Source organism: Serratia nevei (genome assembly GCF_024160145.1).
GTDB lineage: Bacteria > Pseudomonadota > Gammaproteobacteria > Enterobacterales > Enterobacteriaceae > Serratia > Serratia nevei_A.
On sequence record NZ_JAMYWQ010000001.1, the window covers coordinates 81,033 to 101,361 of the forward strand.

A 20,329-nucleotide genomic window follows, 5' to 3' on the forward strand; every position below is an offset into this window, starting at 1 on the left:
GGGTGGTCCTCTTGTTTATGTCACTTGTGGTATTGCAGTTGGATGGGGCCGGTGGTGGCCTGCAGGGGGCCGGAGTCGTAGTTTTTGGGGAATAGCGCCGCCGTTTTCCCTTGCCAGCGATAGTCCACCCGGCCGTTGAGGCCAGCGGCATGGGCGTTGATCCACCAGTTGGCCTGCCACTGCGCGGCGGAAAAGGCGAAGGTGAAGTTTTGTTTCTTGCCCTGGCCCGCCGGGAGATAGCTGGCGCTGCCGGAGATCGTTTTGAATTCGGACTTCAAAGACTCGGCGTCGAACAGCAGGCTGTAGAAACCCACATCCTGCGGCGTCAGCGCGATGGCGTCCTGCCACGCCAGCCGGCTCTCGAAGCTGGTGTAATCGGCGAAGGTCACCTTGAGTGCGATATCGCTCACCGCCGCTGTCGTTTCCAGCTTCACAGGCGGGAAGTTGGGCCACGCCATCGGCGCCTGTTGATCTGCCCAGCGCAGCTCTATCGCCATGATATTGAAGCCTTTCGGATCAAATCCCAGGCTGACGGTGCAGCGTTGCGGCTCGATCGGCTTATCCGGCCTGCTGGGTTCCGGCAGGGGCGTTGCGGTAAAGGAAATGATGCCGTCGGCAGGCAACCGGTTCAGCAGTTCGGCAATGTCGCGTTGCTGCTCCAGCAGATAGCACTGGGGCACGGTGTTGTCGTATTCGATCTGGTAATTCAGCTTGTTGGGGATTTGATCTGGCGACGAGATATTGCGTAGCGTGTTGGTGATCAGCAGTGAGGCGGTATGCATCAACGCCTGGCGAACTTGAGCTTGCGTCTGTTCTGAAGGTGCATTGTCGAACTGCGCTTGCAGAATGACGACGCCGGCGTCGATTTGTTGGTCCAGCAGCCTGACGATCGTTTCCGGTTGCCGCGCCTGTTCGTTGAAGGCCAGGGTGACAAACGCGACCCAATCGGCCTGCAAACGGGCATTGACGCGGCTGCCGACGCTGAATCGGCTGCGGGTGAGGAAATAGACCTGGTCTTTTGTTCCCTGGATCGCGCCCGCCAGCCGGCCAGACTCCTCATGGGTCAACGCCATTTTGGACTGTTCAAATTCGACGCTGTAGGCGGCAGTCGCCGGCCGTTGCGCGAAGTGCAGCCACAGCGATTGCTGGATCTCTTCCTGCTCCAGGGTGATGGTTTCCGGAGCGGGGACGAAATGGCGGCGGATAGAGTCCTCGATAGCCGCCCTGTCGACCGGCAGCTTCGGTGCAATGAAGGTCGCCAGGCCGCCGCCGGGGCTGGTCAGCAAATGCAGCGAGCTGATCTTGCCGGCCGGCGTTTCCTGCACCACCTGCGGCGTATAGCTGCCGTAGGTGTAACAGCCGCTGGGGCGCGTTTGGTCGTGAAACGCCAGCGCGCGGTCAAGAAGAAAGAAGTTTTGCAACGTACGTTGCGGATCCAATTCGTCGGTCATGGTGTATCACCCTTGATATCGATCGTTTGGTCGCCGGTGACATAAGGCGACCAGGGGCCAGTGGGAGTCTTGTAGCGGAAGCCGGCGGCGAAAATGGAGATGACGTTCCATTTGTAGACGAAGCTCGGCTGCGAATGCGTAAAAGTGCGCTCGCTGGTGCGCTCGCTGTCCTGCGGCTGAAAACGCAGTACGGCGCTGAGCGACTGCGGCGGCAGCCGAACGGTGATCGTCGCCTGCTGTGCGCCGAACTGCGGAAAACTGTAGGCGCCGATGGTGGCGTTTTGCACGATCGGGGCGGGTAACGGGACGGCGCCGTCGCCGGAAAGTGAGTAGGCGGTTGCCTCGGCAACAGTAGGGTCGCCCAGGATTGGTGCGCTGAAATAGGGCGCCGATGCGCTGAGCGCCCACGTTTGGCGCCAGCCGGCGGAGTGATAGGGGCCGCCAAGTCGGCTTTGCTGGGCGAACGTTGGGTCGAGATACAGGGTCAGGAAGCGGCAAGGCAGCGCGGCATAATCCAGTACCAGGTTATCCTCGTCGCAGCGACGTTGTTCGCCGGGCAACGTACGGTAAACGCCGTCTTGCGGGTAATTCACGCGGATCTGGTAGAAAAACGGCTGTGCATCCAGCGCGCTGTTGTGAAACTTGAAGGTTAACCAGAAGCGGTCGGGCCACAGCGCCAGCGTTTGCGTTTGCTCGATCGGGTAGATATTGCCGGGCGCTACGGTCAGCTGAATATCGATCGAAACGCCGGATTGCAACCCCAGCGGGTAGGCGTAAAAGACGTTGATCTCTCGCTCTCCCGCCGGCAGCGGTGGTGCGGTAGTGCGATGGATAAGGGTATCGGGCGAAACTTTGACGATCTGCTGCGCGGCGACGAACGGATCCAGCGTGAAGCAAAGCGGCCGCTGAGTCAGCGCGACATTGGCCAGATCGCACCGGGTCCGGCCGACATGTGGGGGCGGCGTCAGAAGGATCTGCGCCACATTGCCGGCGGCGGGACCGGCAGACGGTGAACCGTACAGGTTATATAGCCGATCGAGTAAAGCCTGACTGAGCAGCAAATCGCCGGTCGGATCGTTCGCCGGCGGCGGTGGATCGATGTCGAGCGGCAAGCGGGTGAGGTTGCGGCTGAGGTAGAGGGTTAGCCCGTCGTAGGGAAAGACAATCCCGGTGTTGCCCACGGTATGGGCGCCTTCCACGCCGGCGGCCAGGGCCAGGATCAGCGCGCGGGCATCAAATTCCACCCGGTAGGCCAGACGTGGCGATACGCCTTCGACGAAACCGTCCAGACGCGCGTTGAAGCCGACCGTCTCATCGAGCAGGGTGCGCTCGATCAACTGAGTGCTTGCCGCATTGAGCAGAATGATGAATTGACTGCACTGTGCCGAATACCAGGTGGTGTCGTAGTGCCGGCCGTACAGACCGCTGTCGTAGTCGATGGGCACGTCGAATCCCAGGCTGCCCGGCAAGACCGGCAGCGCCTTCACCGCGCAATCCGAATACTGTTGCTTGAATGCCTGCAGGCTTTGTTCACCGGCAAACTGCAATTGCGTGGTGAAATTCAGCCAGCCGTAGAGACTTTCGGTACTGTAGCTGCGCACGATATCCAGCGAGAAAGCCAAAGGGTCTGCCGCCAGGATGCTGAGCGCCTGCGGATATAAATAATAGGTGTCGTTTTGCCGATACGCGGCGACGAAACGCTGATCATCACAGATAATAATGCGCTGGAAGTCGGGGTAGCCTTCATACATGAGATTATTCTTCCGCCGCATTGATCATATTGTGGTAATCCTGGTGCCACTCGGCAGGCAGCGTTTTCAGCACGTTTTTAGGGCGTTGGTGATATTCGTCTTCATAGAGATGTTGAACCAGCGCGTCACCGACCAGGACGCCGTTAGCATAAAAAGTACTGAGGGCGCATTGGTTTCTTTGCAGCGGTGAGTCAGCGCTGAGTTGCAGGTTATAAACGGTTAACTCACCGGACTGGAGAGAGAGCGCGGTAATTTCGCACTCGCCCTGCCGGGTTTTAAGACGCATGCCTGAGGTCAATTCACGGGCAAGAAAAATACCGTTTTCGGTGACGAAAGGGTGCCCCAGGCTGGCTTTGATGCGATATTCACCTGCCGCGTGGTCGCGGGCGGTAATGTCAATGTAATGCTGCTCCTGACCCGTGGTGATATTCTCAATTCGTCTGGGTTGGTGACTGCCGCAAATAACGAATTCATCCGTTGCGAGAGCATTAATCAGTTTTTCCGTGCCATCCTGCATTAAAATCAACGTATCCTCTGCCAGACAGCCATAAATAATCTGCATCGGTTTGATTTGTACGGTGTTGAGCAGGCGGCGATCCGGATCGTTTTCTTTTGGCGCGTTAGTAATAAAAGCGGCGATGCTGCGGCCTTCGACATCAAGCGTAATTTTAAAAACGTAATAAACCAGTTCGCCGGATTCAAAATCGACGCGGTTGAATTCCAGCCAGTCAAGATCCCAGGCGATGTTATTCCCGTTGATTCGGGTCGCGGCAGAATTAAAAATATTATAGCCGCCGTAAGGGGTGATCGGATCGCCGCCGGCACGGGTACGGATAAGATAAATGGTATTGCTGGCGTTGACCGGTTTTCCATTGCTGAGATCAATATTGCCAAAATAGGTGATATTGCCTTTTATCGGCACTTTAACCGTGCCGTCCTGAGCGTAGCTGGTGCGATAATCACAGTCGCCATCGTCACGAGTCAGGCAAATCTTGATCATGTGCTGGTTATACAGATTCCTGGGGGAATCATTGATCATTTCTTTCGGGTAGCTTTGCGTTGTGACGATTTCGGCGCCGTAAACGGTTTGCTGACCGACCGTTTGCGCGAAGGTATAGATCACCGTAACCGGAAAGATGCCGGCGGTCTGGCTTTGCGGATAGTCACCGCTGGCGCTGATGGTGCAGTCCGCCGTGTAAACGTAGTCGCTTTTGTATTCCACCTTGCCGACGTTATCGGCGCCGCCGTCGAACAGGCCGAGGGTTTGCGTCACATTGGTTGCCTGAACCGGCAAAGAGCCGATGGCGTCGGTTTGATAGCGTTTACCGTCGGTGGAATCCAGCCTGACGATGCTGTATACCGGCTGAGCGCCGCTGGTGTTGGCCTCGCTTCTTCGGCCCGCGACCCGTTTGACGCGTTTTGTCTGCTGCCAGAGTTGGGTGAATTGCGGTGCGCCGGCGGCGGTGACGCCGGCGAGTTTTAATTGAATATCATAAAATTCGGTTAAAACCGGATCGCCTGGCTCGATAAGAAATACGCCGCAGTTCTCGTACCGGTCGATAACGTTTTTTACGATGCGTTTCTCATCTGACGTATAATCTTTTTCGAGCATAATATCGGCACCAATAAACTAATGGCATTGCCAGAGATGCACACCATCATCATGGCGTGCCCATTGTTTTTAACAGGCGTTATTTACAGGTTTTTTACAGTGTTCCTCGCCGGGTTTTTCTTTTTATTAAATTCAACGTAAGGTTTTTTCATCGGCCGGGCCATATTTAGCGTCGGCAGCGCTGCCAAATCACATCGGACAATCTCTGGTAAAACCTTCTTGCTTTAAGCCTGGCAGAATAAAATCTGAATTGCCGACCGCTTTGGGCGCGCTATCAAAAATGACATACTTTTTAAGAGGCATAGTCAGATCCTTATACGCTGGATGGTATAAAAGGAGATGGTTAATCACTTTGTCACCGCATTTTACTCACACTCAACAATAGCAATGGCGTTTAAAAAAGCAATACATACATAAAAATAAATTAAGTATTTATTCTTTTATGGCAGATAGTCAATAAAATCACAGCGTTGTAAAACAGGATAAATAGTTTAAAAAATCAAAAAAATAGAATGTTTTTTGCGGTTTTCATTTTCTTATTTGCATTAACTTTAACAAATCAATACGTTGAGTGTGGTTATCGTCTTCAATGATTCTAATCATTAGTTGCTTAATTTTTTATATATAGTGGATTAATTTATCATTACCGTGCGCATCATTGGCGGGGTAATAAATAAAATTCGCAGCGGAATGATTGCCACGGTGAGCAATCAAGACGGGAGAGGCGGGGCAGCAGGCTGCCCCAGGTCAGGGTTTAGGTTAACGCCCGCAGGCTGCCGATCTCTTCCCAACCGAAGTGTTCCGCTTCGGCCAGCACGCCGCACACTTCGCCGCCGGCGGCAACCACTGCCGCGTCGAGCGCGGCGCCGTGCAGCAGATGGCTCACCAGCAGCGCGGTGAACAGATCGCCGGTGCCTTTGACCGCCGATTTAACCTTCTGATGGGTAAAGCACTGCGCTTCCTGCCGGGTGACCAGCATTAAACCCACCTCGTCCTGGTGCTGCGCCACGCCCGGCGCGCTGGTGACCAGCACCCATTCGGTGGTGTCGTTCAACAGCGCCTGCGCGGCGTGTTGCGTCTGCTCTCGGCTGCTCAGAGTGCGGCCGCACAGCTGCTCCAGTTCGAAACCGTTCGGCGTCAGGCCGTTGGCCAGCCGCAGGAACGGCGAGCGGTAGCAGTTGACGATGCGCTCATCCACGTAGATCCCTTCACCGTAATCGCCCATCACCGGATCGATATAGATTTTTATCTGCGGATTGAGGGCGCGCACCCGCTGCAGCCAGTTGGCCAGAATATGGCACTGCATCACGTCGCCCAGATAGCCGACGATCACCGCCCGGGTGCGCTTCATCACGCCGCGGGCGATCAGATCGTCGAGAAAGCCGCCGAACCACTCGCCGGAGATGACGCCGCCGTGCGGCTTGCCGTAATAAGGCGGGCAGCCGAACAGTACGCTGGGCACCTGTAGCGCTTCCAGCCCTTTTTTCAGCAGGGCGCGGTAGGCGATGCCGTTGCCGACGCTGCCGTAGACCACCTGAGATTGAATGCTGATCACGTCGATGGACGGTGACCGTAAGGGGGAAATCTGTTGCATGAGTTACATCCTGGGTTCGTTATTATCCAGCCAGCGCGCGAACACCTGCCGCGCACGCTGTTCCAGCTGTGCGCCGTGGCGCAGCGCCTGTTCGCGCAGGCTGTGGGGCGCGATGTCGGCCAGCTCCAGCTCGCAGGCATGGCCAATCAGCCAACGTTCAATATCGCGATGATCCGCCTCCAGATGGAACTGCAGGCCGAGCGCGAAGCCCTGATAGTCGAAGGCCTGATGCGGGCACACCGCCGTGCCGGCCAGGCAGCGGGCGCCCTCCGGGATCATGAACATATCGCCGTGCCAGTGCAGCACCGGCGTGTCGGCCAGCGGTGCCAGCACCGAATCGTCTTCCGCCGCCGGCATGGTCAGCGGGGCGAAGCCGATCTCTTTGACGCCGAGCGAGATCACGTCGGCGCCCAGCGCCTGAGCGATCACCTGCGCGCCGAGACACACCCCGAGGGTCGGCCGCCGCTGCGCCAGGCGCTGTTTGACCAGCGCCAATTCATGGTCGAGAAAATCATAACGCAGCGCGCCGGAAAAGTGCTGGGCGGCGCTGATCGGACCGCCGAGCACCACCAACAGATCGGTCTCTTCATTATTGATAGCACGAATATCATCGCGGCCGGCATCGTAATACTCGATCTGATAGCCGCGCAGCGACAGCAGGGAGCCGAGGATGCCCAGGTTTTCAAAATTGACGTGTCGAATGGCGACGGCTTTTTTCATTGCTAAACCTCGTTAGCGTGGGTGAACGGCGTCAGTGCCAGCGACTCACCCAGCACGGTGATGCCTTGTGCGTCGCTCTGGTAGACGATGCGGCGTTCGCTGACCTGGCTGAGCTGCACCTGATAACCCTGCGCGGCCGGAAACAGCGCGCACGCCTGCTCCAGCTGATCGGCTGCCCAGGGGGTGAACATCTGCAGGCGGGCAAAGGCTTTTCCTGCATACTGAATGTCGAGCACGTAATGTTTATCCATGTAACCCCTTACTTTTGGCCGCAGAAGCTGTTAATCTTATTTGAACTAGTACAAAAGGATTTATGTATGACTTCATTGTATGCAAAAGGTGGCGGCGCTGTCCAGATTGCCGAGCAGATCGCCGCACGCATCAAAGACGGCGTGCTGCGGCCGGGTGAACTGTTGCCACCGGTACGCCAACTGGCGGCGGAGCTGGAGGTCAACCCGAATACCGTCGCCAGCGCCTACGCCCGATTGCGCGACGCCGGTCTGGTGACGACGCGTGGGCGAGCGGGAACGGTGGTGCTGGAACCACCGCTGGCGGCGCTGAGTGCGGCCTATACGCCGCGCCAGGTGCCGGCGGGGATGTGCGATCTGGCCAGCGGCAACCTGGATGCAGCTCTGTTGCCGCCGCTGGCGCTGGGCGCGGCGGAGGTGTTCCCGCAGCAAAACGGGTATGACATCAGCGGCGATCTGCCGGTGTTGACCGGGCTGGGGCGTGAGTGGCTGGGCCGCCAGGGCGTTACCCTGGGGGAACCTGCGGTGTTCTCCGGCGCGCTGGACGCGATGGAAAAGGCGCTGCGCTACCATATGCAGCCTGGCGCGGCGGTGTGGGTGGAAGATCCCTGCTGGCCGCCGTTATTGACGCTACTGCGTCACCTGCGTCTGCGGCCGCTGCCGCTGGCGGTGGACGAGCAGGGCTGCCGGCTACCGGAAAGCGGGGCGGCCGGCGCGGTGATCCTGACGCCGCGAGCCCACAATCCGACCGGTGCCTCGCTCACTGCGCAACGCGCGCAGCAGTGGCGGCGTTTTCTGAACGACAACCCGCAGTGTCTGGCGATCGTCGATGACTTCTGGGGGCCGCTGTCGCAGCAGCCGCTGCATCTGCCGTTCGACGGCGATCGTGGGCTGTACGTGCTGTCGCTGAGCAAGTTTCTCAGCCCGGATCTGCGCATCGCGTTGGCCTGCGGCAGCCCAAGCTTGCTGCAGGCGATGCGTGCCGATCAGTACATCAGCGAACGTTGGGTCAGCCATATCCTGCAGCAGATCGCCGCCAGACTGTGGGGGCAGGCCATGCAGGAAGGGCAACTGCAGCGGGCGCAGCAGGTGTATCAGGCCAAACGGGATGAGCTGGTGCAGCGGCTCAACGCGCTGAATCACGCGCCGCTGGCGGTGGGGGAAGGGCTGCACCTGTGGTTGCCGGTGCGGTCGGAAACCGCCGCCACGCAGCTGATGGCGCAGCGGGGCTGGCTGGTGCAGGGCGGTGAACCTTTCCGCCTGAAGGGCGATCCGGCGATCCGCGTCAGCCTGGCCAACGTCACGCCGCCACAGTTGGCGCTGCTGGCGCAGGATCTGGCCGACGCCATGCGGGCGGTGGCGGCGATCAACTAGGCCGGCGTCTGGCTCTCCGCCGCCAGCAGCTGCAGCGAGGTTAACCGGGCGGTCGGTTCGCCGATCGGCGTGTCGATGATGAATTCTTCCACGCCGTACTGCTGTTGCAGCTGCGCCAGCTGTTGATGTACCTGCTGTGCGGTGCCGAGCAGGATATGGCTTTCTCGCGGTTCGATGCGGTAGTCGGTGGCGCCGGCCTGTTGCACGAAACTCTCCGCCTGCGCCAGGCTGCCGACGGTCACGCTCTGCTCACCGGCGACGTGCACGCGGTATTGCCGGATATCCGCCGCCAGCGCCGCGGCCTGTTCAGCGCTGCGCGCCACGATCGTCGCCACCGCCAGCAGCCCCTTGCGGCCGCCGCTCAGTGCGGTGTAGTGCGTCAACGCTTCGCGGATATCTTGCGGATTGCCGTTCAGATGCGCGGCGAACACGAAGGCCCAACCGGATTCGGCCGCCAGCGTCGCGCTCTCTTTGCTGGCGCCGAGCAAAAAGCGCTGGGCGGCGTGCGGCGGCAGCGGTGTGGCGCTCAGTCCCGGTTCGGCGTCGTCGTTCAGGTAGGCGGTCAGCTGCGACAGCTGCTGCGGGAAAGCCGGTTTGTTTTGCCGGTCGTGGGCGGCCTGCAGCGCCTGGGTGGCGAGCGGCAGCCCACCGGGCGCTTTGCCCACCCCGAGATCGACGCGCCCCGGCGCCAGCGCCGCCAGCAGGTTGAAGTTTTCGGCCACCTTGTAGGCGCTGTAGTGCTGCAGCATCACGCCGCCGGAGCCGATGCGAATGCGCGACGTCTGGCCGAGCAGGTAGCCGATCAGCACTTCCGGCGACGGGCAGGCGAGCTGCGGCGTGTTGTGGTGCTCCGCCAGCCAGAAACGCCGATAGCCCCAGCGTTCCGCCTGCTGCGCCAGATGCAGCGTGCGCGCCAGCGCCTGCGCGGCGCTTTCCCCGTCGGCGATCGGACTCTTTTCCAATATGCTCAAGGCATAAGCCATTTTCCCGCTCCTTTCCTCATCAGATATGCCTGACAAATACCATGCGGGCGGCGCGCGCCTTAATACTGATTGGCGATAGGATATTCCATTGTTCCAAAACGGATTTGGATTTGCGCAGAGCGGGATAGCGCCTAAGCCACGAAACGTTGAGCGCCGTTCGGTGTCAACGGTTTCGGGTATTTTAGCGGCGCGCCAGAGGCTTCCGTATTCCAGAATACCCGAACGGAAAAAGCCTGGCGCTTTCGATATACTCGCCAGGTTCCGCGTTTCTATACGCGATCGCTTTGTAGTGATGCGTGATTTCTTTGCAGTCTCTTGTTGATTGTCATGGCCGGACTTTCTACCCATTTGAAACTCAAATAGGCAAACATACTTGAAACGATCATTGACAGCACAATGTTTGTGTATGGCGACGCCACTAATACGGAGGCGATGACCTGCTGTATTGGGAATGCCCAAAGATAAATGCCGTAGGAAATATCATTTTTTATCTTAAGCCTTTTCAGATAGGACGTCGATGCGCAGTACAGCAAAAGCAGGGAGGCGAACACATAAAATAGCGCGGTCTTGCCGTTCTCATCGTCGATGATAAAGAAAGCGAGGAGTGCGATAACGGCTGTGGCCAACAGGCCGCGGGTGGTTACCCGGTCTTTCAGAATTGCCAGAAGGCAACCTATTGCGAAGAAAGGATAAAGTAAATAGAGGGTTGGACTGTCTGATTTTGCAATTAGATGACCTTTTAACGGCGTAAAAGGCTCAACGAGTATAACGATTGATATGAAGGCGATAAAGAGCTTCTTGTAGGGGCCAAAGGCAAGGCTGGCCAGGTAGATCAAGAGCAGATAAGAATATGCCTTCACTTCCAACGGAATGGTCCAAAGGGAGCCGTTCACGGCATTGGTGGCATTGCCGCTAAAGACACCGGGTAAGGTGTACTGAACATCAAACTTCAATGTTTTAACGACGTAAGACCAAACCTCATTTGAGCTGAAATAATCGGAAAGGCTCAATGTGCTTAACCAGGGGCCAATAATGAGAGCGGATACGACAACCGTTACCGCATAAGCCGGAAAAACCCTGAGAAAACGCGAGCCAATATAATTTATTATTCTCCCATTGGTAAGGAGACTATGGGTGACGAGTAGCCCACTGATGAGAAAGAAGGTTTTTACAGCTAATCCACCGAATGAAACATGACCGAGCAAGGTTATCTTGTATAAGATATCATTACTCCCTTCAGCGGGAGACAGAACGAAGGCGTGGGCATAAATAACAAAATAGGCGCACAAAATTCTGATTAAATCGAGATTGTTGTTTTCTCTTTTTATAAATTGACCAATAGTTATTGCTTTCATTAATAAACCACATTATTAAAACTCATTCGTCAGTATATTAACACTGCTGATGCAGGACAGGAAGCCAGGTTGCTTTGGTGGGGTATACCCCAGTTTCGTGCCGGGTATCGTTTTGCTATCGGCCCGTTGCAGAACGATACTCGGCGTCCCCTGGTGGTAGCGACTACAGCAGCCCGCGTTGCCGCAGCGTGAAGCGGGTGGCCTCGTTCAGATCGTACTCCGCCAGGCGCTCGCGCGGCACCCAGGCGTAGTCGTCGAACTCGTCGTTGATCGTCACGTCGCGGTTGGCGGCATGGCAGTCGAAAATCAGGTAAATCATATAGATTTGTTCCCGGCTGCCGTCGGCGTAGGTTTTGACGCGCACGTCGTCGCGGAAGGTCCAGGGCGTGATGCTGTCGAGGAGCAGCGCTGCGCCCAGCTCTTCGCGCACTTCGCGCCGCAACGCCTGTTCTATCTGTTCCCCCGGCTCGACGCCGCCGCCGGACAGTGCCCACTGGCCGGGGAATACGCCCTTGTGGGCGGCCATCTTGCACAGCAGGAAGGCGTTATCGTTTTCAATCAGCGGGCAGACAATGATGCGTTGGCGCATGGAAGACTCCTGTCAAAAAACAAACCCGCAGGGTAGCAGGTTTGGCGGCGCAGGACAGGAAGCCGGATCGCGTTCTGCGCGATAGCAGAATGTTTCTGTTCCGCAGTGCATAACGCCTTGATAAAGGAGTAATCTGGCGGGGTTGAAAATTCACTTAAAAGGGAACTTTATGAATTACCAGGTGGTGCCGTTTTGGTTTTACTCCGGCAAGGTTCTGCTGGCGGTGCTGGCCGCGATCGGATTAGGGCTGTGTGGCGTCAACGCAGCGATTTTTTACTGCCTGCTGCTCGGGGGGGGTTGGCCGGTTGCCGTTTCGATGCGGTTGCATCAGTTGGGGGAAAAGGGCGTGGCGATGAATCCCCGGCGTGCTTCGCAGTGGATGGTCTATGTGCAGGGCATTCCGGTACAGGAAACCCGTCAGCTGTTAACCAATCCCTGTTTTGCTCTGGAAAAGCAGATGCGAACCTTTTTTCTGCGCGCTTTCGCCGGGAAAACCGTGCTGCAGATGGCGCTGTTGCTGCTGTTGATCGCGCAGCTGGCGGCGGCGGTGAATCTGTGGATCGCCTTGGCCGGCGCGTTGTTTGGCGCCTGGCTGGTGTATAAAACTGTCGACAGCGCACGCGCGCTGCGCGCGGTGGCCAGGCAAAACTGGGTCAGCGAACGGCGGGTCACCGAGCGTGACACCGTCTGGTATAGTGCGGCGTTTAACGGCCGTAAAGGGCCGATGGCGGCGCTGGATCGTCTGTTGTCGCTGTGAAGAAGAGAGGCGCGGCGCGCCTCTCAGACCGTTGACAAAGGAGGATAAAACGTGTTTTTTCCTCCTTTGTGGCCATCAGCCGAAAATCAATAAATTGATTTTCCTTGTTTTTTATCCGCTGCTTTCTGCAAACCCGGCTCGGCCGCCTGACGGCGCTGCAGCTGGCCTCGTCCACCGAACTGCTGGCGCACCTGCTGGAAGAGCAGGAAGACGTGCTGGAACAGGTGGTGCGGCAGGCCAACCAGTATCTTTGGCATGAACGTGGGCGGGATCCCGCTGGCCAGCAATCACCACGGTTTTATCCTGCTGGTGTTGCTGGTCGGCGGTTTTACGCCGATCGCCGGTTATCTGGCGTTCAGGCGCAGGGACGAGACGTAACTACAGGCGGGCGCGGTACTCTTCTTCCCGCCGGGCATGGGTGCTCCAGAACGGCTGCGGCGCCCGATCGTGCAGACGATCCAGCAGGATATCCAGATGGGTGTGCCAGCCGCCGGCGACGCTGAGCATCTCGTCGCGGTTGGCCAGGCGGCGGTGGGTCACCGTCAGCAGCACCGCATTTCCCTGTTCCGTCAGCTCGAAGGTCACCTCGGAAGGGCGGCCCTGATCCTGCTCGGCCCAGGTAAAGCTCAGCAGGCGTGGCGGGAACAGGCAGGTGATGTGGCCGCGATTGCTGACGCAGCCGCCGTGCTGTTTGTACTTGGCGGGCGGGGGTTCGTGCTCGCCCGCCAGATCGGAGTTGCGAAACTCCAGCTCCAGCGGCGCGCCGTTTTCCAACTTCATGGCGCCGGCCGCCAGCCAGGTGGCGCGCTTGTCGGATTCGGTCAGGTAAGCCCACACCCGCTCGATGGGGCCGGGCAGCAGCCGCTGGATGCGCAGCGTGCCGGGTTCGATAATCATGCCGTAATCATTCATGGTTCACTCCTTGGGAGGAAGCTGTTCGGGCTGTAGCAGCGCCTGTTCGAGCGCATCCAGCCGTTCAGTCCAGAAATGTTCATAGGTTTGCAGCCATTGCATGGCCTGCGCCATAGGCTCGGGTTTGAGCCGGCAGATATGGTTTCTTCCTTGCACGGTGCGTTGCACCAGGCCCGCATGTTCCAGTGCTTTCACGTGCTTGGAGGCGCCGGCGAACGACATCTGCAACGGCGCGGCCAGTTCGCCGATGCTGCGTTCGCCGCCGGCCAGCGCGCGTAACATCGAGCGGCGGGTCGGGTCGGCCAGCGCATGAAAAATGGCGTCCAGCTGTGAGGAAGATAATTCAACCATATGGTTGAATATAGAACAGGCAGGCTACTATTCAACCGTCTTGTTGAATATTTTTTGCCCCGGCGAAAACCGGGGCGAGGATCAGACGTCGGCGTGCGCCAGCAGGGCGTTCAGCAAGACGTCGGCACCGGCGGTGGCCCAGCCGGGGGTGATATCTTCCCGTTCGTTGTGGCTGATGCCGTCCACGCAGGGGATGAAAATCATGGCGGTCGGGGCAACGCGGTTAAGATAACAGGCATCGTGGCCGGCGCCGGAAACCATGTCGCGATGGCGATAACCCAACCCTTGCGCGGCGTGGCGTACGCTGTCGATACAGCCCCGATCGAAAACAACCGGTGGATACTGAAAGATGCGCTCGGCGCGTGCGGTCAGGCCGCCGCCGTTGACGTGGTTTACCGCCGCCAGCAGGCGCTGCTCCATCTGCTCCAGGGTTGCCTCCTCTGGATGACGGAATTCGACGCTGAAAAAGACCCGGCCCGGCACCACGTTGCGTGAATTGGGGGTGATTTGCGCCATGCCCACCGTGGCGCGCGCATCGGGCGCGAAATCCCAGCCGATGCGGTTGACCGCCGTCACCAGCTCGGTGAAGCCCAGCAGGGCGTCGCGGCGGCGATCCATCGGCGTGGTGCCGGCATGGGCGCTGAAGCCGACGACTTCCAGCTCGTACCAGCGCTGCCCTTGTGCGGCGGTCACGACGCCGATGTCGAGGTGTTCCGCTTCCAGAATCGGCCCTTGTTCGATGTGCAGCTCGAAGGCGGCGTGGATCGGCATGCCGCCCACCGGGTGCTGGCCGGCGTAGCCGATGCGTTCCAGCGCCTCGCCGAGGCTGATGCCGTGCTCGTCACGGCGCGTCAGGCCGTACTCCAGGTCGAATGCCCCGGCGAATACCCCGGAGGCGATCATCGCCGGCGCGAAGCGTGCGCCTTCTTCGTTGGTCCAGTTGATCACTTCAATCGCGCGTTCGGTGACGATCTGCCGATCGTTAAGGCTGCGAATAACCTCCAACCCAGCCAGCACGCCGTAAATGCCGTCGAAACGGCCGCCGCGGGGCTGCGAGTCGCCGTGAGAACCGGTGACCACCGGCGCCAGTTCGGGCCGCGAGCCTTCACGGCGCAGGAACATGTTGCCCATCCGGTCGACGCGCACGCTGCAACCGGCCTCCAGCGCCCAGAGACGCAGCTGGTCGCGCGCCTGCCGGTCCTCTTCGCTGAGCGCCAGGCGGGTGACGCCGTTGTCGGCGATGGCACCGAACTGCGCCATCGCGTGCAGGCTTTGCCACAGGCGCTCGCCGTTGACTCGATACGTCATTGTTCTTCTCCCGGCGTTTTGGCGGTGTAGCGGAAATCGCAGCAGGGGGCGCCGGACATGATGGTTTGGCTGCGCTGCAGTTCGACATCCGGGGCATAGCCGACGATAAACTGGCTGTCGCGCGCGCAGGAGAGCAGGTGACCGATGTCCCCCAGCCCCATCTCGTGATACATCTCGGCGTAGCGGCAGCGGGTGACGTTATAGTCGAAGTGCTGTTCGTCCTGGTGGATCACCTCGACGCGCAGCGCATCGTCTTTTTCCCACAGGTACTGCAAGGCGGCGAAGCTGCGCAGATCCGCGCCGTGCGGCTCCTGTGCGGCGAACTGCTTGCCTGCCGCGATGGCGGCATTCTCGATGGCTTCGCCGATCACTGCCTGCGCGCGCGCCTTGCCGATTTCACGCACCAGAATCTGGTAGATCGGTTTGATGATCTCCGCTTCGATCTTTCTGCGGGCCAAAATGCCCAGCTCGTTGTTTGCACAGCTCATCGCCTTGCTCCTCTCGATTTATTGTGGTTTGGCGCCGCCCAACACGGTTTGCGGCTGCCATTTGCCGTCCACGACCCGGTACAGGGTGAAGCTCGGCTGTTGCAGGTTGCCCTGCGCATCGAAGGCGATGGCGCCGGTCACGCCCTGGTAATGTATGGCACGCAGTTTCGGCAGGTAATCGGCCGGATTGGCCGAGCCGGCCTGTTCGATGGCGGCGATCAGCACCCGGGTGGCGTCGTAGGCGAAGGGCGCATGCAGTTCGATGTGGGTGCGGTAACGATCGCGATAGGCTTGCTCAAACGCCTTGCCGCCCGGCATCTGTTCCAGCGGCAGCCCTGGCTCCAGCGCCACCACGCCTTCGCCTTCCCGCTGCGCCAGCGTCAGGAAGGTCTGGCTGACAAAACCGCCGGCCCCCATCAGCTGCGCGTTCATGCCCAGCTGTTTCAGCTTGCGCGCCAGCGGTGCCGCCTGGGAGTCCACGCCGCCGAAGAAGATCAGATCGGCGTTTTTGCTGCGCACGGTGGTCAGCACGGCGCTGAAATCGACGGTCTTGTCATCGACGTACTCGCGGGTGACCGGTTGCACGCCCTGGGCCTGCAGCGATTTGATGAACTCGTCCGCCAGGCCCTGGCCGAACGCGGTACGATCGTCGATCACCGCGATGCGCTGGGCTTTCAGCGTTTTCACCGCATACTGCCCGGCGTAGTTGCCGCCGTCGTCGTCGTGGCCCATCACGCGGAAGCTGGTGTCAAAGCCTTGTTGCGTGTAGCCGTGGCCGGTGGCGACCGGTGCCACTTGGGCGATGCCGGCGTCGTGATAGATGCGCGCCGCCGGGATGCTGGTGCCGGTGTTCCAGTGGCCGACCACGCCGACCACGCCTTCGTCGACCAAACGCTGCGCGACGGCCACGGCGGTGCGCGGATCGGACTGATCGTCCTCGGACAGCAATTTGAAGGTGACCGGTTTGCCGTTCAGCGTCGGCTTTTGCGCGTTGGCGTCGGCGATCGCCAGGCGCGCGCCGTTTTCGAGATCTTTGCCGATGCGTGCGGAAGGGCCGGTCAGCGGCCCGGCCAGGCCGATCAATACGGTGTCGTCCGCCAGCGTCGGGAGGCTCAGGATCATCGTCACGGCGGCCAGCGCCAACGGCTTGATGCGAAAGTTCTGCTGCATGTCATACTCCTGGTGCGGTTAAAGGTAACAACGGTTATTCACCCAAATAGATCTGTTTGATTTTTTCATCGTCCAGCATATCGGCGGAGCGGCCGCTGTGGCTCAGGCTGCCGCTGTCCAACACATAGGCGCGATCGGTAGACTCCAGCGCCAGGCGGGCGTTTTGCTCGACCAGCAGTAGCGTGACGCCGTCACGGGCTAGCTGTTTGATGACTGAAAAAATGGCCTCCACCACGATCGGCGCCAGCCCCATCGACGGCTCGTCCAATATCAACAGGCGCGGGCGGCTGAGCAGCGCGCGGCCCATCGCCACCATCTGCTGTTCGCCGCCCGAAAGCAGCCCGGCAGGCTGGTTCAGGCGCTCGTTCAGGCGTGGGAAGGTGGCGCATACCCGCTCGAAATCGTGCCGCACCGCCGGTTTGTCACGCCGCGCATAGGCGCCCAGCTGCAGGTTTTCTCGCACCGTCAGGCGGGCGAAAATGCCGCGTCCCTCCGGCACCATCACCAGACCCTGTTGCAGCAAGCGGTGCGGCGGCACGCCGCGAATCGAACGGCCGTCGAACAGGATGTCGCCCTCGAACGGTTGCAGCCCGGTCAGCGCCCGCAGGCTGGAGGTCTTACCCGCGCCATTGGCACCGATCAGCGTGACCTGTTCGCCGGCGTTGACCGTAAAATCGATGCCTTTGACCGCATGAATGCCGCCGTAAGACACTTTGAGTTGTTTGACGCTCAGCAGGGCTTCAGACATGTGCGCCGCCTCCCAGATAGGCCTGAATGACCGCCGGCTCACGCCGCACCTGCGCCGGTTCGCCTTCAGCAATCGCTCTGCCGTAGTCCAGCACCGTCAGGCGATCGCACAGGCCCATCACCAGCTTGACGTCGTGTTCGATCAACAGCAGCGTTTTGCCGCTGTCGCGAATGCGCAGCAGCAGCTCGCGCAGCGCCACTTTTTCGCCGGCGTTCATGCCGGCCGCCGGTTCGTCCAGCGCCAGCAGCCGGGGCTCGGTCGCCAGTGCGCGGGCGATCTCCAGACGGCGCTGGTGGCCGTAGGCGAGATCCCCGGCGCGGTAATGGGCGAATGAGCCGATGCCGACGTACTCCAGCAATGCATGGGACTTGTCGCGCACCGCCTGTTCTTCCTCCCTGGCGCGGCGGTGGCGGGCGATCGCCGCCCACAGGCCGTTGCGGGTACGTATGTGGCAGCCGACCATCACGTTTTCCAGCACGCTCATTTCGTTGAACAGCCGCAGGTTCTGGAAGGTGCGGGCGATGCCGGCCTGCGCCACCTTATCGATCGCCTGGGGCTTATAGCGCTGGCCCGACAGGCGAAACTCGCCCTCGTCGGCACGGTACAGGCCGGTGATCAGATTGAAGCAGGTGGTTTTACCGGCGCCGTTCGGCCCGATCAGGCCGTAGATCTCCCCCTGGCGGATGCTCATGCTGACGTCATCCACCGCCGTCAGGCCGCCGAAGCGTTTGCTGACGTGGTGTAAAGTGAGCAAAGGCGTCATGCGGCGCTCCCTCTTAGGTGGCGGGCCGGCCACAGGCCCGCCGGGCGATACAGCATCACCAGGATCAGCGCCAGGCCGTAAAACAGTTGGCGGATAATTTCCGGATCGATCAGCACCTGGCCGAACAGCGCCTGCTGCAGCGGCCCCATGCTGCTGCGCAGCAGCTCCGGCAGGGCGGCCAGCAGCAGCGCGCCCAGGATCACGCCGGGGATGTGCCCCATGCCGCCGAGCACCACCATCGCCAGTACGGCGATCGACTCTTGCAGGGTGAACGATTCCGGCGACACGAATCCCTGAAACGCGGCGAACAGCGCGCCGGCCACGCCGCCGAAGGTGGCGCCGATGGCAAAGGCCAGCAGCTTGAAGTTGCGGGTGTTGATGCCCATTGCCCGCGCGGCGTCCTCGTCTTCACGGATCGCTGTCCACGCGCGGCCAATGCGCGAGTTTTGCAGCCGCAGGCTGATAAACAGGATCGCCAGCAGCAGCGTGGCGAACAGGTAGTAATAGAGGTACAGGCCGGAGAAACGCACGCCGAACCACTCATGCATGCCGGAAAACTTCAGGCCGAACAGATTGATCGGGTCGATGCCGGAAATGCCTTTGGGGCCGTTGGTGAGGTTGACCGGGCGATCGAGATTGCGCATCAAAATACGCACGATCTCGCCGAAACCGAGCGTGACGATCGCCAGATAATCGCCGCGCAGCCGCAGCGTCGGCGCGCCGAGCAGGATGCCGCACGCCGCCGCCAGCAGCGCCGCCAGCGGGATCAGCCACAGCATCGACAGGTGCAGCCCATCGGGGAACCACTGCAGCAGCAGCGGGAACTGCTGCGTCAGATGCGGTGACGACAGCAGCGCGGCCAGATAGGCGCCAACGGCGTAAAAAGCGATAAAGCCCATGTCCAGCAAGCCGGTCATGCCCACCACGATGTTCAGCCCGAGCGCCAGCATCAGGTACAGCAGGGCGAAGTCGACGACGCGCACCCAGTAGTTGCCGCCGGCGGCGCCCGCGACCCAGGGCGCCAGCAGCAGGGCGAGAATGAACAGCGTCAGCCCCAGCCTGGCGCGCCGAGGCGTGGCCAGAGGAAGCGAGGAAGTTAAAACGGTCATCACGGTGTCCTTATGCGCGCGTGGCGATGCGTTCGCCCAATAGCCCGGAGGGGCGGAAGACCAGCACGGCGATCAGCACCAGAAACGCGAATACGTCCTGGTAGTTGCTGCCGAATACGCCGCCGGTCAGCTCGCCGAGATAGCCGGTGCCCAGCGATTCGAACAGCCCCAGCAGCAAACCGCCGAGCATCGCGCCGCGCAGGTTGCCGATGCCGCCGAGCACGGCGGCGGTAAAGGCTTTGATGCCCGGCAAAAAGCCCATCGAGAAACCGGCGTTGCCGTAGTTGCTGGCCATCATGATGCCGGCGACCGCCGCCAGCGCGCCGCCGAGCGCGAAGGTCAGAACGATGATGCGGTCAGGACTGATGCCCATCAGGCCGGCGACCTGCGGGTTTTCCGCCGTGGCGCGCATGGCGCGGCCGAAACGGCTGTGTTCGACCAGCAGCCAGAGGCCGGCCATGACCGCTACGGCCACCGCCAGCGTGACGATCGCGGTGCCGGTGATCACCGCTGGCGCATGTTCGACGCTGCCTGCGGTCAGGGCGATGGGCGTCATCGGCAACAGCTGCGGAAACATCAGGGGATTGCGTGACCAGATCAGCATCGCCAGGGTTTGCAACAGCAGCGAGACGCCGATGCCGCTGATCAGCGGGGCCAGGCGTGGTGCAGTGCGCAACCGGCGATAGGCCAGACGTTCGATCGCCATCGAGGTGATGGCGCAGACGGCCACGGCGAACAGGGCCGCCAGCAGCAGCGTCGCGTAGGGCGGTAACGCGGGAAAATGATGCTGCAACGCGCCGATCGCCGACAGCGCGCTGAGCGCCCCGACCATCAGCACGTCGCCATGCGCGAAGTTGATGATGCGCAGGATGCCGTACACCATGGTGTAGCCGAGCGCGATCAGCGCATAGATGCTGCCGAGCATCAAACCGTTGACGGTCTGCTGTACCAGCGTATCCATAGGGAGAGTCCGGAGATAATGAGTCAGGAGGCTCACAGTAGAGAATTTAAAAAAATTGTAAAATACGGATAAATACTTTCTTATA

At 60.2% G+C, this 20,329-nt stretch carries 21 protein-coding genes and 1 pseudogene; 3 read left to right on the plus strand and 19 right to left on the minus strand.

What is annotated here, in order from left to right; all coding sequences use genetic code 11:
* Positions 1–20 precede the first annotated feature (20 nt).
* From M6G53_RS00360 to M6G53_RS00385, 6 genes are all read right to left on the minus strand, one after another.
* Entirely contained in the window at positions 21–1,451 is a 1,431-nt protein-coding gene (locus tag M6G53_RS00360; RefSeq protein ID WP_253328249.1) for a hypothetical protein, read from the minus strand.
* Positions 1,448–3,202: a hypothetical protein gene (locus M6G53_RS00365; RefSeq protein WP_253328250.1), complete on the minus strand. Its 1,755-nt coding sequence runs from the start codon at positions 3,200–3,202 to the stop codon at positions 1,448–1,450. Before M6G53_RS00365 ends, M6G53_RS00360 begins: the two co-directional genes overlap by 4 nt.
* A 4-nt stretch (positions 3,203–3,206) precedes the next feature.
* Complete coding sequence (locus M6G53_RS00370; RefSeq protein WP_253328251.1) at positions 3,207–4,814, minus strand: Hint domain-containing protein; 1,608 nt, start codon at positions 4,812–4,814, stop codon at positions 3,207–3,209.
* Positions 4,815–5,568: 754 nt separating this feature from the next.
* A complete protein-coding gene (locus tag M6G53_RS00375) occupies positions 5,569–6,408 on the minus strand; it encodes a PfkB family carbohydrate kinase (RefSeq protein ID WP_253328252.1) in 840 nt (279 codons plus the stop codon).
* 3 nt (positions 6,409–6,411) lie between these two features.
* The gene (locus M6G53_RS00380; RefSeq protein ID WP_253328253.1) at positions 6,412–7,128 is read right to left on the minus strand and encodes a glutamine amidotransferase; all 717 of its coding nucleotides are present in this window, start codon (positions 7,126–7,128) and stop codon (positions 6,412–6,414) included.
* Positions 7,129–7,130: 2 nt separating this feature from the next.
* On the minus strand, positions 7,131–7,379 hold the full coding sequence (locus M6G53_RS00385) for a hypothetical protein (RefSeq protein ID WP_253328254.1): 249 nt from the start codon (positions 7,377–7,379) through the stop codon (positions 7,131–7,133).
* A 66-nt stretch (positions 7,380–7,445) separates the two neighbouring features.
* On the opposite strand from M6G53_RS00385, the gene M6G53_RS00390 reads away from it, so the two are divergent.
* On the plus strand, positions 7,446–8,750 hold the full coding sequence (locus M6G53_RS00390) for an aminotransferase class I/II-fold pyridoxal phosphate-dependent enzyme (RefSeq protein ID WP_253328255.1): 1,305 nt from the start codon (positions 7,446–7,448) through the stop codon (positions 8,748–8,750).
* Here M6G53_RS00390 and M6G53_RS00395 read toward each other — a convergent pair.
* The 3 genes from M6G53_RS00395 to nudI all read right to left on the minus strand — a co-directional run bounded on the left by M6G53_RS00395 (position 8,747) and on the right by nudI (position 11,677).
* Positions 8,747–9,733, minus strand: coding sequence for an MsnO8 family LLM class oxidoreductase (locus M6G53_RS00395; protein WP_253328256.1), 987 nt, complete (start codon positions 9,731–9,733; stop codon positions 8,747–8,749). The genes M6G53_RS00390 and M6G53_RS00395 overlap by 4 nt on opposite strands.
* Before the next feature lie 269 nt (positions 9,734–10,002).
* Entirely contained in the window at positions 10,003–11,088 is a 1,086-nt protein-coding gene (locus M6G53_RS00400) for an acyltransferase family protein (protein ID WP_253328257.1), read from the minus strand.
* 163 nt (positions 11,089–11,251) lie between these two features.
* Complete coding sequence (nudI, locus tag M6G53_RS00405) at positions 11,252–11,677, minus strand: nucleoside triphosphatase NudI (RefSeq protein ID WP_253328258.1); 426 nt, start codon at positions 11,675–11,677, stop codon at positions 11,252–11,254.
* Positions 11,678–11,846: 169 nt separating this feature from the next.
* Between nudI and M6G53_RS00410 the strand changes: the two genes are divergently transcribed.
* Complete coding sequence (locus M6G53_RS00410) at positions 11,847–12,434, plus strand: hypothetical protein (RefSeq protein ID WP_253328259.1); 588 nt, start codon at positions 11,847–11,849, stop codon at positions 12,432–12,434.
* An 86-nt stretch (positions 12,435–12,520) separates the two neighbouring features.
* Here the strand turns inward: M6G53_RS00410 and M6G53_RS00415 are convergent, their stop codons facing one another.
* Positions 12,521–12,691 (minus strand): hypothetical protein, encoded by a 171-nt coding sequence (locus M6G53_RS00415; RefSeq protein WP_253328260.1) that lies wholly within the window; start codon positions 12,689–12,691, stop codon positions 12,521–12,523.
* Here M6G53_RS00415 and M6G53_RS00420 point away from each other — a divergent pair.
* Positions 12,684–12,812, plus strand: a pseudogene (locus M6G53_RS00420) (magnesium transporter CorA); the annotation flags it as partial. The gene M6G53_RS00415 and the pseudogene M6G53_RS00420 sit on opposite strands and share 8 nt — an antisense overlap.
* On the opposite strand, the gene M6G53_RS00425 reads toward M6G53_RS00420, so the two are convergent.
* The 9 genes from M6G53_RS00425 to M6G53_RS00465 form a co-directional block, all read right to left on the minus strand.
* Positions 12,813–13,346, minus strand: coding sequence for an SRPBCC family protein (locus tag M6G53_RS00425; protein WP_253328261.1), 534 nt, complete (start codon positions 13,344–13,346; stop codon positions 12,813–12,815).
* A 3-nt stretch (positions 13,347–13,349) separates the two neighbouring features.
* Complete coding sequence (locus tag M6G53_RS00430; RefSeq protein WP_253328262.1) at positions 13,350–13,697, minus strand: ArsR/SmtB family transcription factor; 348 nt, start codon at positions 13,695–13,697, stop codon at positions 13,350–13,352.
* An 81-nt stretch (positions 13,698–13,778) separates the two neighbouring features.
* Positions 13,779–15,005, minus strand: coding sequence for a Zn-dependent hydrolase (locus M6G53_RS00435; RefSeq protein WP_253328263.1), 1,227 nt, complete (start codon positions 15,003–15,005; stop codon positions 13,779–13,781).
* Positions 15,002–15,493: an L-2-amino-thiazoline-4-carboxylic acid hydrolase gene (locus M6G53_RS00440; RefSeq protein ID WP_253328264.1), complete on the minus strand. Its 492-nt coding sequence runs from the start codon at positions 15,491–15,493 to the stop codon at positions 15,002–15,004. The genes M6G53_RS00435 and M6G53_RS00440 overlap by 4 nt, the downstream gene beginning before the upstream one ends.
* Positions 15,494–15,511: 18 nt before the next feature.
* Positions 15,512–16,615 (minus strand): branched-chain amino acid ABC transporter substrate-binding protein, encoded by a 1,104-nt coding sequence (locus M6G53_RS00445; RefSeq protein ID WP_436286509.1) that lies wholly within the window; start codon positions 16,613–16,615, stop codon positions 15,512–15,514.
* An 82-nt stretch (positions 16,616–16,697) separates the two neighbouring features.
* The gene (locus M6G53_RS00450) at positions 16,698–17,411 is read right to left on the minus strand and encodes an ABC transporter ATP-binding protein (protein ID WP_253328266.1); all 714 of its coding nucleotides are present in this window, start codon (positions 17,409–17,411) and stop codon (positions 16,698–16,700) included.
* Positions 17,404–18,174, minus strand: a complete 771-nt coding sequence (locus M6G53_RS00455; RefSeq protein ID WP_253328267.1) for an ABC transporter ATP-binding protein — start codon at positions 18,172–18,174, stop codon at positions 17,404–17,406. The genes M6G53_RS00450 and M6G53_RS00455 overlap by 8 nt, the downstream gene beginning before the upstream one ends.
* On the minus strand, positions 18,171–19,283 hold the full coding sequence (locus M6G53_RS00460) for an ABC transporter permease subunit (RefSeq protein ID WP_253328268.1): 1,113 nt from the start codon (positions 19,281–19,283) through the stop codon (positions 18,171–18,173). The genes M6G53_RS00455 and M6G53_RS00460 overlap by 4 nt, the downstream gene beginning before the upstream one ends.
* A gap of 10 nt (positions 19,284–19,293) precedes the next feature.
* Positions 19,294–20,244, minus strand: a complete 951-nt coding sequence (locus tag M6G53_RS00465) for a branched-chain amino acid ABC transporter permease (RefSeq protein WP_253328269.1) — start codon at positions 20,242–20,244, stop codon at positions 19,294–19,296.
* Positions 20,245–20,329 lie beyond the last annotated feature (85 nt).